Genomic DNA, 12,408 nt, shown 5'->3' with positions numbered 1-12,408 from the left:
ACGGTTGTTCAGCTCATTGACGCACGTCACATAGGTGACCTATAAAGGGAACGTCCGGGTGTACGCCGCAACACCTCCGCAGTCCCCTTTCCGGAGGCCCTTGGTGTCCCCACGACGTGCCGTTTTCCTCGGTACCGCAACCGTTTCCGCCGCGGCGGTCGTCCTCGCGCTGACCGGCGGTGTCAGCGCGGGAGCCGCCGCGGCGAACCTGTCCGCCACCTTCGCGCAGACGTCGGTCTGGACCGGCGGCTACGGCGGCGGCTACACGATCGCCAACCACGGCGACGCGCCCGCCACCGGCTGGGCCGTCGAGTTCGACCTGCCCGCGGGCTCGGCGGTGACCAGTTCGTGGAGCTCGGCGAAGACGCAGACCGGGCAGCACTACAAGTTCACGAACGCCGGGTTCAACGGCACGGTCAAGCCCGGTGGCAGCGCGAACTTCGGCTTCACCGTCGCCGGCGGCGGCCTGCCCGCCGGCTGCACGGTCAACGGCACCCCGTGTGCGGGCGGCCAGGTCACGACCACGCCGACGACCCCGGCCACGCCGCCGCCCGCCACAACCACCACCCCGCCCGCCGGGGACACCGTGAACGTCTCGACCGCCGCCCAGCTGCAGGCGGCACTGGCGAACGCGGCACCGGGCCAGACGATCAAGCTCGCCGCCGGGACCTACCACGGCTCGTTCGTCACGACCAGGCCCGGCACGGCGGCGGAACCGATCACCCTGTCGGGCCCGGCGAACGCCGTCCTGGTCAACGACGGCCCGTCCGGTGCCGCTCCCGACTGCCCGGCGCCGACGCCCGGCTGGGACTCGGGTTACGGCCTGTGGCTCTCCGGCGCGCCCTACTGGACCCTGACCGGGTTCACCGTGCAGGAGTCCAAGAAGGGCATCGTCGCCGACAACTCCCCGCACACGACGATCGACGGCGTGAACGTCAACCACATCGACGAGGAGGCGATCCACTTCCGCCGCTCCTCGGCCGACAGCGTGCTGAAGAACTCGACGATCACCTACACCGGACTCGTCCAGCCGGGGTACGGCGAAGGCGTCTACCTCGGTTCGGCGAACTCGAACTGGGGCTGCCACGGCAACTCCGGCGGCGTCGACCGCGGCGACCGGATCCAGGTGCTGGACAACCACATCGGCCCGTTCGTCGCGGCCGAGCCGATCGACGTCAAGGAAGGCACGTTCGACGGCGTGATCCGGGGCAACACCTTCGACGGCCGCGGCATCTCCGGCGAGAACTCGGCCGACTCCTGGATCGACGTCAAGGGCATCGGCTACACGATCGAGAACAACACGGGCACGTTCGCCCCGCCCGGCACGTTCGCCAACGGTTACGAGAACCACAACCCGAGCACGAGCCCGTCGTTCGACAACGGCTGCGGCAACGTCTGGCGGGGCAACAAGTCCGATCTCGGCGGCGTCGGCGACTACGCGATCAAGATCAGTTCGGTGTCGAAGTGCTCGGCCGACCCGAACGTCGTGTACGCCTCCAACACGGTGACGAACGCCAAGTCCGGCCTGACGAACATCCCGGTCACGCCGTAGGTCACAGGTGCATGGCCAGCCAGAGGGCCACCCACGCGGCGGCGGCGAGCACGGCGCCCGCCGCCGCCGCGAGGAGGACCCGGCGCAGGCCCCGCCCGGGTTTGACCGGTGTCTCGATGTGGTCCATGAAGTCGATCATGAACGACGGAGCCCGATCGGTACAGCCCCCGTGCTCGTCCGGGCGACCCCTGCGCGGGGTACCCCGAACGGCCGCGACGCACGTCACTCCGCGTCGGGGGAACTCCCGGCCGGGCGGGTCGTTGAACGGGGTGCCGGTGCGGTGAAACCCCGGCCACCCACTCCCGCTCCCTCCCGGGCCTCCCCCGTGCGCCCGGGCGGGAGCGGGTCCTACGGCAGGATCGCGTCGACGTACCCGCCGTCGGCGCGCACCGCGGCACCCGTGGTCGCCGAGGCGAACGGCGAACTCAGGTACACCACCAGGTTCGCGATCTCCTCGGGCTCGATCAGGCGTTGCAGCAACGACTGCGGCCGGTGCTTCTTCATGAACTCTCGCTGGGCCTCGTCCCACGGCAGGCCCCTGTCGACCAGCTCGTAGACGAAGTCCTCGACGCCACCGGTGTGCGTCGGGCCCGCGATCACCGCGTTCACCGTGACGCCGGTGCCGGCCGCGTGCTTGGCGAACCCGCGCGAGACGCCGAGCAGCGCCGTCTTCGACACTCCATAGTGGATCATCTCGGCCGGGATCACGACGGCCGAATCGCTGGCGATGTACTGGATCCGGCCCCAGCCGCGCCCGGTCATCCCCGGCAGGTAGGCGCGGGTGAGCCGCACCGCGGCCAGCACGTTGACCTCGAAGTAGCGCCGCCAGTCGGCGTCGGTGATCTCGAGCGGTTCCTGCGCGCCGAAGATGCCGAGGTTGTTGACCAGGATGTCGGCGTCGGGCACCTCCTCGACGACCTGGGCCGCGCCGGCCTCGTCCGAGACGTCGCCCGGGGCGGGCACCAGGTCCGCGTCCGGCACCTCCTCCTTCAGGCGCGCGATCGCCTTCAGGACCCCGGTCTCGCTCCGCCCGTTGATCGCGACGCGCGCACCCGCGGCCGCGAGGCCCGCCGCGATCGCCGCGCCGATGCCCTGCGTGGACCCGGTGACCAGCGCCGTCTTCCCGCTCAGGTCGACCCGCATCGTGAAAGCCCTTTCTCGCCTCGGCCGTGCGTTCCGGGCGATTCAAGCACAGCTCGCCGGAGCGCACCGGCTGGGAAAACCGGTTGCCGCCGCGCATCCCCGGCCGCCACGATCTGCGCCATGACCACGCACCGCACGTCCCTCCTGCCGACCGCCGCCGCGACCGCCGCGCCGGTCCGGCAGCAGCCGTGCCGTCCGCGGGGGTCGATCGCCGCGAAGCCGTGACCGCCGCGCTGCTCGCCGGCCTGCTGGCCGGCTACGGCATCGCGATCCCGGTCGGCGCCGTCGCGACCTACCTGGTCGCGCTCACCGCCCGCACGTCCCTGCGCACCGGCTTGGCCGCCGCCCTCGGCGTCGCCACCGCCGACGGCGTGTACGCGCTGGTGGCGGTGCTCGGCGGGGCCGCGCTCGCGGGCGTCATCACCCCGGTCGCCGGGCCGTTGCGGCTGGTCTCGGCCGGGATCCTGGTCGTGCTGGCGGTCCGCGGGGCCGTCTCGGCACTGCGGACCCACCGCGACGCCGCCACCGGGCCGGTCACGCCGCTCGGACCCGGACGCGCCTACGTCAGCCTGCTCGGCATCACGCTGGTGAACCCGACGACGGTCGTCTACTTCACCGCCCTGGTCGTCGGCGGCCGCGCCGGCACCGCCGTGCCGGTGCCCGGCCAAGCCGTGTTCGTGCTCGCCGCCTTCGCCGCCTCGGCGAGCTGGCAAGCCCTGCTCGCCGGTGGCGGGGCCCTGCTCGGGCGGGTCCTCACCGGACCGCGCGGCCGGCTCGTGACGGCACTGGTGTCGAGTGCGGTGATCACCGCGCTCGCCGTCCGACTTGTCCTCGCCTGACCGGAAAAGCGTTGCGGTGTAACGCTTTGTCCCGTTGCCGGGCGCACGCCGGAAGACGTCGCGAGCCGCTTTCCCGGTTAGTCTCGGCACGAGACGACGGGAGACGGCCATGACCATGCCGATGGGTGCGATGTCCGGCTGGGACGTCGCGGGGGCGACGCTGCTCGTGCTCTGGGCGCTGGCGATGTGGGCGGCGGTCGGGATCCTCGCCTACGCGAACCGCGGGCCGGTGCGGCCGTGGGTGTACCGCGGCTCGGTCGCGGTGATCGGCCTCGGCGTGCTCGGCCAGCTCGGCCACGTCCAGGAGCACATCGCGCAGGTCGGCTACTGGCTCGGGCACCCGAACTCCCCGGCGTGGATGACGCCGTGGGGCACCGGCCTGGCGAACGGCCTGCAGATGCTGCTGCCCGGCCGGCCGACGTTCGGGATGGAACTGCTGCACCTCACCGGCAACTTCATCTTCCTGGCCGGGCTGGCCGGCGTCATGGTGATCACGCGGCGGGCGCTCAAGACCCGCGCCCGCCGCTGGGCGAAGATGGGCGTGTGGATGCAGGGCCTGCACGGGCTCGAGCACCTCGTCCTGACGCTGTCGGTGGCGTTCGGCTCCCGCGCGATCGGCCTGTCCACGTTCTTCGGCCTGATCGACCCGGGTCCGGGCCTGACCACCTACCGCGTCTGGTGGCACTTCGTCGCGAACGTGGTGGGCTCGATCATCTTCGGGCTGGCGCTGTACCACCTGGGGAAGGAGCGCCGGGAGGTGCGGGCGACGTTCACCGCCCGGCCCGTCCCGGACCTCACCCGGCGGGCGGCGTAGCGCAGGTCAGCGTGGGCAGCGCCCAGTCCGCGTGGTCGTTGCCGTTGCCGTCGCCGCCGTCGGCCACCAGCAGGTCCAGGACCTGGGCCCCGGTGACGTCGACGTCGATCGGCACGGCCGCCTGGCCGCCGCGCACCACCGGCGTCGTCACCTTGGTCGCGCCGTCCACCGCGACGCTGAAGCTGACGCTGCCGCCGGTGCCGGTCTCGCCGTCGACGCCGACCGAGGCCGTCAGCCGCGAGCACGCACCGGCCAGGTACAGCTGGACGTCACCGGGCGCGTGGACGCCGAGGCCCTTCGCGTAGGACACGCCGCCGATCGTCATCGGCCGGCCGTCGCCCGCGGCCGCCTCGCCGTTGCTCGTGTCGCGCTCGACCGGGCCCCAGCCGTTCGTCGCGGTGAGGAACGGCAGGGAGCTGACGGCGACCTGCCCGGCGGGGGGCGCCGGCGGCACCGCGCCGACGATCCGTTCGTCGCTCGTCGAGCCCGGCCGGCCGGCCTGCCGGTAGGCGACCGCGACCTTCAGCGCCGCGGTGTCCACTGTGGAGGGTGCGGTGACGGGCCAGGTGAACGTCGCCGACCGGCCACTGTCGATCTTCGCCACCGACGACGGGGACGCCGTGCCGACCGTCCACCCGGCCGGGGCGGTGAGCACCGGCCGCACGTCGAACGCCGTCGGCGCGCCCGCGGGCACCCGCACCGTCGCCGACGCGGTGAACCGCTGCCCACCCGACGCCGTGTCCGGCGCGGTCAGCGCCACCCCGGTCGTCGGCGCGGCCGGCATCGCGTACCGCGCGGGGTCGTAGCCGGGCGAGGAGTTCTGCGCCACGGATAGCGGTGAGCGGTAGCTGCCGTAGTTCGTCCACGCGACCTTGCCGAGCCCGCCGGTGCTGCCGTCGAGGCTCCACACGGCGATCGCGAGGGTGTTGTGGCCGTTCGGGTTCAGGATCCCGGCCGGGACCGGGAAGCTGTGCTGCGGTCCGAGGTAGTTCACGTACTGGCCGAGCTGCCAGCCGTTGACGAACAGCAGTGCGCGGTACTGCCGCCCGGGGTCGTCGGTGATCGTCAGGCCGAGCGAGGTGTCCTGGCCGCGGGGCAGGTCCAGGTCCGCCGTCGTCCGGTACCAGGAGACGCCCGGCGTCGTGTCCTTCGCGGGCAGCGACGCCGGCGTCCAGCGCCCGTCCGGGAAGCCGGGCAGCGACCAGCCCGCGCGCTCGCCGTACAGCCCGCCGGTGTTGAGCGGGCCGCGCGTCGGGTCGAGCCCGGTTTCGCCGCCGCGGACGCCCTGCAGCCGCCACGTCGCCGACGTCAGCGGGGCCCCGGTCAGCCGCGCGGAGGTGAGCCCGCGCGCGGCCTTGTTGCCGTTGGCCGCGCCGTAGTCCTCCTCGTGGCCCATGTTCACGGTCAGCACGGAGATCTCGTTCTCGCCGGCGCGCAAGGTGCCCGCCGGGAAGGGGAACGTGTGCTGCGGGTCCTTCGAGCTGCCGAGGAAGACGCCGTTGAGCCACGCCGAGAACGCGCCCGCCGGGCCGCCGCTCTGGCTCGACAGCGTGATGCCGGTCTGCTTCCCGTCGCCGGCGAACCGGCCGCGGTACCAGGTGTTGCCGGTGTGGAAGCCGTAGTCGTCGGCGAAGAGCACCGGTTTCGTGCCGAGCGTCGTCGAGCTGTTGCTGGTGTCCTTGTCGGCCACCGGCCACGCCGAGTCGTCGAAGCCGGGCTGGCTCTCCGGTGACTCCTGCTGGTGCTTCCAGCCGGTGAGCGCGGGCAGCGTCACCGGCGTCGCGGCCGGTGCGGTGGCGGTGAGGCTGCCACTGGCCGTCGGCTGGGCAGCGACCCGCGATCCGTTCCACGTCAACGACTTCTCGGTACCGAAGACCTCGAACGCGCCGTCGGTGCCGGTGTCGCCGGTGAGGTTCAGGGTGCCGTGGTCGTCGGCCGCGGTCCGCACCAGGTGGGTGCCGCGGACCAGCACCGGGCCCGCCGCGGTGTCCTGGCGCCAGAACGTCTTCGCCGTCGCCTTGTCCGCGAGCAGCAGGAGCAGGGGCCGCTGCCCGGGCGCGGTGACGAGCACGCGCGTCAGGCCGTCGTGGGTGTAGTTCAGCCGCAGGTCGCCGCGGGTGGCGTCCCAGGTGGACGTCGCGGCACCGGCGAGGACCTGCACGGACGGCTGGTTCGCGAACCGCAGCACGGTCTCGCCGGGACCGCCCTGGTCGCCGTAGAGGACCGCGACGTCCCGGCCGCCGATGGCCGCGCTCGTCATGACCTCCGACGTCGAGTACTGCAGCCGCGTCCGCCCGAGGTCGTACCCGGCGACGACGATCTTCGACTGACGGCCGTTCAGGGTGAGACCGGTGCCGGGCTGCTGCGGCACGACCGGGTAGTAGTCGGTGCTGCCCGACAGCAGGTCCACGGCGTCGACCACGACGAACGGCCCGGTCGCCTTGGCGTTCTTCTGCCCGGTGACGACGATCTTGAGCGTGTGCGCCCCCGCGGGCAGGCCGCGGACCTCGTAGCCGGTGACCTGGTTCTGCTTGCTCGTCCCGTAGAGGTCGACCGTGCTGACCTTCGCGTCGTCGAGGTAGACGTCGGCGATGCCGTGGCTCGGGTCCTTCGACGTCACCCACCGGATCCCGGTGCCGGTGAACGGGATGCTCACGCTGTCGCCGGTGACCTCGGAGAACGATTCCGTGTGCTGGTAGTCGCCGCCGGTGTAGTCCACTTCGGACCCGGGGTGGCTCCAGGTGCCGGTGTAGCCGAGCTCGGCCGCGCGGTCGTCGTAGGTGTAGCCGGCGTGCGCGGCGAGGTCGAGCGCCATCGTGGTCGTGTTCGTCGCGGTCGACGTCGAATCGGTGTGGCGCAGGGTGTGGAACTGCGTGCGGGTGTCCGGGTTGATCCGGGCGGTGTCGGTGAGCGCCGGGTCGGTGAGCGGCGCGCCGGCCAGGCCGTCGGTCTTGGTCAGCGGGGCGACGGACTGGGTGAAGTAGCCGATGAGCTTGTCTTCGTCGTACTTCGGGTCGAACTGGCGGCCTTCGGTGATCGCGGCGCCGTAGTCGTAGGAGGTGTAGTTCTGCGGGATCGCGCTCCAGCCCCACGACGTGCCGCCGTGCAGCATGTAGAAGCTCTGGCCGGTGGCGCCGACCGCGATGTTCTGCTTGTAGAAGACGTTCGCGAACTGGTCGTTGATCAGCTGGGCGCACTTCTCGTAGCCGGGCCCGCCCCACGGGTCGAAGGCGCCGCCCTGGAACTCGGCGGTGATCAGCGGCTTGCCGGGGACGTGGTCGTAGCTGATGTCCGGCACGCCGTTCCAGCGCGTGGGGTTGGAGCAGTCGAAGCCCTGCGGGTAGGAGTCGGCGGCGTCGACGTCGAGCGCGGCCTCGCCGGCGTTGAAGGTGCCGTTGTTGTTGCCCACCAGCGGAACGGTGATGCCGTCGGCGCGGGCCTTGTCCTCGAGGTGCTTCATGTAGGCGCGGCCGTCGGCGTTGCCGTTGTAGTACTCGTTTTCGACCTGGTAGGCGAGCACGCTGCCGGTGCCGGTGGTGAGCTGGTGCCGCGCGATGATCCGGTCGATCTGCGTCTGCCATTCGTCGGAATACTTCAGGTAGACCGGGTCGGCGCTGCGCGTGTGGCCGGGGGTGGTGGACAGCCAGGTCGGGAAGCCGCCGCCGTCGACCTCCGCGTTGATGTACGGCCCGGGCCGCGCGATGACGTAGAGCCCGGCCTGCTGCGCCATGTCGAGGAGCTTGTCGAGGTCGCGGACGCCGGTGAAGTCGTAGACGCCTTGGCGCGGCGAGTGGTAGCCCCAGTCGAAGTACAGCGACGTCGCGTTGAAGCCGGCGGCCTTCATCTTCTGGAAGATGTCGAGCCACAGGTCGGGGCTCGGGACGCGGTAGCTGTGGAACTCCCCCGACCACAGGTAGGTCCGGTTGCCGTCGACCAGGAACGAGTAGCCGTCGTAGGTCACGGTGTGCGGCTGTTTCGGTGGCGCGGCCGCGGCTTGCGGGACGACGACGCCGACGAGCGCGAGGACGGCGGCGAGCAGGGCGGCGACGGCGGAGCGCATGGCGGGGACCTCCGGCTGGAGCAGCACTGAACCAGAACCGCACACGATCCTTTGGCAACTCCACAGAAGCGGTCAAGATGCAACACCGGGATGGATCAGTGCCGACGTCGTGTTAGCGCTAACAGTCGTCCGATCCCTGTCCGGAACAGGTCATTCACGGGACATCAGCGCGGGCCGGTGCTCTCCCGCACGATCAGTTCGGCCGGCACGAGGTGCCGCGCCCCGGCGTCGCCGCCCGCCATCCGGTTTTCCAGGAGCCCGAACGTGCGGCGGCCGACCTCGATGAAGTCCTGGCGGACGGTGGTCAGCGGCGGGTTGAAGTACGCCGCCTCCGGCACGTCGTCGAACCCGGCGACGTGGACGTCCTCCGGCACCCGGATGCCGGCCTCGGTGAACGCCCGCAGCAGGCCGAGCGCCATCTGGTCGTTGGCGGAGAAGACCGCCTTGAGCCCGCGCTTGCCGGCGAGCGCGCGGCCGGCCTCGTAGCCGGACCGCGGGCTCCAGTCGCCGCGGACGACCGCGGGCACCCGCAGGCCACGACGTTCGAGGGTCTCGCGCCAGCCGCGTTCGCGGTCGCGGGCCTCCAGCCAGTCCTCGGGGCCGGCGACGTGCCAGACCGTCCGGTGGCCCAGGGCCAGGAGGTGCTCGGTGGCGCGGCGGGCGCCGTCGTACTGGTCGACCGAGATGACCGGCACCGGCGCCGCGTCGCCGCCGCCGACCGCCACCACCGGGATGTCCGCGGGCACCGCGGCCAGCGCGCGCCCGGCCGTGACGTGCGGGGCGATGACGACGATGCCTTCGACGGCCTGGCGCCGCAGGCTCTCGACCGCGTCGCCGATCGACGTCCGCCCGGGCCGGGTGACGCTGCAGATCGCGATGCCGTAGCCGGCTTCCCGCGCGGCGTTCTCGATGCCGTAGAGCGTGCTCGCCGGGCCGTAGAGGTTGGACTCCAGCGCGACCACGCCGAGCGTGCCGGACCGGCCGGTGACCAGCGTCCGCGCGGCGGTGTTGGGCCGGTAGCCGAGCTTGTGCACGGCGGCGAGCACGCGCTCGCGGGTCTCCGGGCGCACCGGCCCGCTCTCGTTGACCACGCGCGAGACGGTCATGTGGGACACCCCGGCCATGCCGGCGACGTCGGCCAGGCTCGGCTGCCGCGGCGCCGCGGCCGGCGTCCTGGCCTGCTCCCCCGCCTTCGCCCGGTCCACCACCCTGGCCCCTTCCGCCTCGCGCCGTTCCACCACCCCGAGACGGTACCGCCGAACGGCGCCGGGGCGGCGGACGCCGGGCGCGTCAGGACCAGCCGAGCGGACCGGAGAGCGCTTTCACGACGGCCGTGATGTGCTGTGACGCCGTCGCCCACCCGGTCGACGACGGCTGGGCGCTGAGGACCACCACGATGTACCGGCGGTCGCCGACGAGCCCGCTGGTGTGCAGGGTGCGGCCGGGGTCGCAGCAGGACCAGCCCTGCTTGACGGCCCAGTCCGTGGCGGTGACCGCGTCCGGGATGCCGAAGAACTGATCGAACCCGTCGGCACCGTGCTCGGTGGCGCCGTCGAGGGCCCGCAGGACGGTCTGCCGCGGCCCGGCCGGGAAGTCCTCCATCAGGTAGCGGTAGACGCGCGCGACGTCTGCGGCGCTGACGAGCGTGCTCCCCCAGTGCCCGTCGTCGGCCGGCGGGCGGGTCGACTTCAGCCCGATCCGCTCGGCCCACGCCGTGACGATCGCGGGCCCGCCGAGCTGCACCCAGAGCCGGCTGGCGACGTCGTCGTCACTGCGCGACAGCATCTCCGCGACCTGGCCGGCGGGCAGGTCGCGCCGCAGCGCTTCCAGCGCGATGAAGAGCTTGACCAGCGACGCCGAGGTGTAGGTCGCGTCCGGCCGGTAGGAGACGACGTCCCGGCCGGTCCGACGGTCGCGGACGAGCACGCTGAGCCTGCCGGGCACCAGCGCGGCCAGCGCGGCGCCGTCCGGCAGCGGCGACTTCGAGCGGGTCGCCGACGTCGCGGTCGTCGCCACGCTCGTCGTCAGGGCCGGCGCGGCCGGCAGGGCCGGGCTCGCCGCCGCGAAGGGAGCCGGCGGCCGCACCGCCGCCGCCACGACGAGCATCGCCACCACGGCACCCGCGCACGTCCCGGCCAGCAGCATCGCGTTTCCTCTGTGCATACCGGCTGTTGTCCGCAGGCCCCTCCGGTGTTCGGCGCGGACGGCCGGGATGTGGCCTGCGTCTCATCCGGGCGGGCGGCCGGGGACGCGGGCTGCGGGTCACGACAACCAGTAGCGTGACCAGAATCGTGGAACGGCTCGACCGGCCCGACCTCGCCGCCCGGGATCCGAAAGAGGTCTTCTCGCGGCTCTTCGACGAGTACGCCCCTCCCCTGCGCGGCTACCTCGCGGGCCGGGTGGGCGGGCACGCCGCCGACGACCTCGTGGCCGAGACGTTCGTCGTCGCCCTGCGAAGACGCGCCAGCTACGACCCCGAGAAGGCGCCCGTCCGCGGGTGGCTCTACGGCATCGCCACCAACCTGCTGCGCAACCACGTCCGCCAGGAGGTGCGCGGGTTCCGGCTGACCGCGCGGGCGGGCGCCGAGGACCGGCCGGCCGAGAACCACGACACCGCCGTCGCCGGCCGGGTCGACGCGGCCGCCCGCCTGCGCGTGCTCGCCGGCGAGCTGGCCGGACTGTCCGAACAGGACCGCGACGTCCTGCTGCTGACGTCCTGGGCCGGGCTCGAGCCGGCCGAGGTCGCCGAGGCGCTCGGCGTGCCCGCCAGCACGGTCCGCTCGCGCCTGCACCGCGTGCGCCACCGCCTCCAGGCCCTGCTCGTCCCCACCGAGGAGAACCCCCATGCATGAGCTCGACGAGACCCTCGAGCAGCTCCACCGCGACGCCCGCACGGCGCCCGCCGACCTGTCCGCGGCCCGCGCGAAGCTGATGGCCGAACTCGACGCGGAGACGACCGTGGTCCCGCTGCGGCCGAAGCGGACCTGGCGGTTCGCCGTGCCGGTCGCCGCCGCCGTGGCCGGGGTGGTCGCGGTGACGGTCGCCGTCCAGACCGGCTCGGCCCCCGAGGGCCCACCCGCCGCGGCGCCGAACCCGCGCCCGAGCGCGAGCCCGACCGCGAACTGGCCGGACATCAAGCTGATGTCGGCGGTCCAGGTGCTGAACCGGGCCGCCGACCTGAGCGTCGGCGCGGTCGACCAGCCGGTCGGGCCCGGGCAGTTCCGGTACGTCGACGAGCACACATGGGTCCAGCGCGGCGTCCAGACCGGTGACGACACCGGCTACACCTACCTGTGGGAGCAGCAGATCCAGCGCTGGATCCCGGCCGACGCGCACGACGTCTGGCAGGAGAGCCGCCGGATCCTGAACACCGGCAAGTTCCTCGGCGGGTCCGTGCCGCAGGCACAGGCACCCGTCCCGGACGTCACGAACACCGACCAGGGCCAGTGGCAGGGCCGGTGCGGTGACTTCTTCCCGAAGGCCAAGCCGGCCAAGCAGTGCGACGACCCGGCCGACTGGGACAGCCCGGCGTTCTACGCGACGCTCCCGGACGACCCGGCGGCGCTGTACGCGAAGCTGCAGGAGCTGACGAAGGGCCGCGGCTCGACGCCGAGCGTGATGTTCCACTTCGGCACCGAGATCCTGCGGGCCGGCCTGATGCCGGCCGGACTGCGGGCGCAGTGGTACCGGGCGCTGGCGAAGATCCCGGGTATGACGGTGCTGGCCACGGAGACGAACCTCGACGGCCGCGCGGGCGTCGCGCTCGGCCTCGACGACCGCCACGAGATCCGGCAGCTGATCATCGACCCGGTGACCGGCGCGTTCCTCGGCGAACGCGAGGTCGCGGGCGCGGAGCCGGAGAGCCCGTGGATCAAGCCGGGCACGGAGATCGGCGCCAGCGCGATCACCACGGGCGTCGCCTCCCGCCTCGGCGAGCCCCCGGCCAAGTAGCGGCCGAAGCCCGTAGGTTCGGGCGGGTGGAGAGCACGGCCGGGAGGTG

General features: G+C 72.8%; 10 protein-coding genes. 5 read left to right on the top strand and 5 right to left on the bottom strand.

Features of this window, described 5'->3' with window-relative positions; genetic code table 11:
* Nucleotides 1-103 precede the first annotated feature (103 nt).
* Nucleotides 104-1,552 carry a cellulose binding domain-containing protein gene (locus tag ACYVLJ_RS16610; protein ID WP_460439249.1) on the top strand — a complete coding sequence of 483 codons (1,449 nt, stop codon included), beginning with the start codon at nucleotides 104-106 and terminating at the stop codon, nucleotides 1,550-1,552.
* A 1-nt stretch (nucleotide 1,553) separates the two neighbouring features.
* On the opposite strand, the gene ACYVLJ_RS16605 is transcribed toward ACYVLJ_RS16610, so the two are convergent.
* Both ACYVLJ_RS16605 and ACYVLJ_RS16600 read right to left on the bottom strand, forming a co-directional pair.
* Nucleotides 1,554-1,679, bottom strand: coding sequence for a hypothetical protein (locus ACYVLJ_RS16605; protein ID WP_451980435.1), 126 nt, complete (start codon nucleotides 1,677-1,679; stop codon nucleotides 1,554-1,556).
* Between the two features lie 221 nt (nucleotides 1,680-1,900).
* Entirely contained in the window at nucleotides 1,901-2,695 is a 795-nt protein-coding gene (locus tag ACYVLJ_RS16600; RefSeq protein ID WP_460439248.1) for an SDR family NAD(P)-dependent oxidoreductase, read from the bottom strand.
* A gap of 188 nt (nucleotides 2,696-2,883) precedes the next feature.
* Here ACYVLJ_RS16600 and ACYVLJ_RS16595 point away from each other — a divergent pair, with 188 nt between their 5' ends.
* Nucleotides 2,884-3,534, top strand: coding sequence for a LysE family transporter (locus ACYVLJ_RS16595; RefSeq protein ID WP_460439247.1), 651 nt, complete (start codon nucleotides 2,884-2,886; stop codon nucleotides 3,532-3,534).
* A 109-nt stretch (nucleotides 3,535-3,643) separates the two neighbouring features.
* Nucleotides 3,644-4,348 (top strand): DUF6008 family protein, encoded by a 705-nt coding sequence (locus ACYVLJ_RS16590; RefSeq protein WP_451980426.1) that lies wholly within the window; start codon nucleotides 3,644-3,646, stop codon nucleotides 4,346-4,348.
* Here ACYVLJ_RS16590 and ACYVLJ_RS16585 read toward each other — a convergent pair.
* From ACYVLJ_RS16585 to ACYVLJ_RS16575, 3 genes are all read right to left on the bottom strand, one after another.
* Nucleotides 4,329-8,408, bottom strand: a complete 4,080-nt coding sequence (locus ACYVLJ_RS16585) for a beta-galactosidase (RefSeq protein WP_460439246.1) — start codon at nucleotides 8,406-8,408, stop codon at nucleotides 4,329-4,331. The two genes, ACYVLJ_RS16590 and ACYVLJ_RS16585, sit on opposite strands and share 20 nt — an antisense overlap.
* A gap of 164 nt (nucleotides 8,409-8,572) precedes the next feature.
* Complete coding sequence (locus tag ACYVLJ_RS16580; RefSeq protein WP_451980720.1) at nucleotides 8,573-9,616, bottom strand: LacI family DNA-binding transcriptional regulator; 1,044 nt, start codon at nucleotides 9,614-9,616, stop codon at nucleotides 8,573-8,575.
* An 82-nt stretch (nucleotides 9,617-9,698) separates the two neighbouring features.
* A complete protein-coding gene (locus tag ACYVLJ_RS16575; protein ID WP_460439245.1) occupies nucleotides 9,699-10,571 on the bottom strand; it encodes a serine hydrolase in 873 nt (290 codons plus the stop codon).
* 116 nt (nucleotides 10,572-10,687) lie between these two features.
* On the opposite strand from ACYVLJ_RS16575, the gene ACYVLJ_RS16570 reads away from it, so the two are divergent.
* Together ACYVLJ_RS16570 and ACYVLJ_RS16565 are read left to right on the top strand one after the other, a co-directional pair.
* Complete coding sequence (locus ACYVLJ_RS16570) at nucleotides 10,688-11,260, top strand: RNA polymerase sigma factor (RefSeq protein ID WP_460439244.1); 573 nt, start codon at nucleotides 10,688-10,690, stop codon at nucleotides 11,258-11,260.
* Nucleotides 11,253-12,359, top strand: a complete 1,107-nt coding sequence (locus tag ACYVLJ_RS16565) for a CU044_5270 family protein (RefSeq protein ID WP_460439243.1) — start codon at nucleotides 11,253-11,255, stop codon at nucleotides 12,357-12,359. Before ACYVLJ_RS16570 ends, ACYVLJ_RS16565 begins: the two co-directional genes overlap by 8 nt.
* Nucleotides 12,360-12,408 lie beyond the last annotated feature (49 nt).

This window comes from Amycolatopsis stemonae (genome assembly GCF_054781455.1).
The sequence above is the reverse complement of the archived record's forward strand: the minus strand, read 5'-3'. Positions and strand labels throughout refer to the sequence as shown.

Coding starts and splice junctions, on each gene's coding strand:
- ACYVLJ_RS16605 (WP_451980435.1), bottom strand. CDS start 1,679: ATGGACCACATCGAGACACCGGTCAAACCCGGGCGGGGCCTGCGCCGG.
- ACYVLJ_RS16600 (WP_460439248.1), bottom strand. CDS start 2,695: ATGCGGGTCGACCTGAGCGGGAAGACGGCGCTGGTCACCGGGTCCACG.
- ACYVLJ_RS16590 (WP_451980426.1), top strand. CDS start 3,644: ATGACCATGCCGATGGGTGCGATGTCCGGCTGGGACGTCGCGGGGGCG.
- ACYVLJ_RS16585 (WP_460439246.1), bottom strand. CDS start 8,408: ATGCGCTCCGCCGTCGCCGCCCTGCTCGCCGCCGTCCTCGCGCTCGTC.
- ACYVLJ_RS16575 (WP_460439245.1), bottom strand. CDS start 10,571: ATGCACAGAGGAAACGCGATGCTGCTGGCCGGGACGTGCGCGGGTGCC.
- ACYVLJ_RS16565 (WP_460439243.1), top strand. CDS start 11,253: ATGCATGAGCTCGACGAGACCCTCGAGCAGCTCCACCGCGACGCCCGC.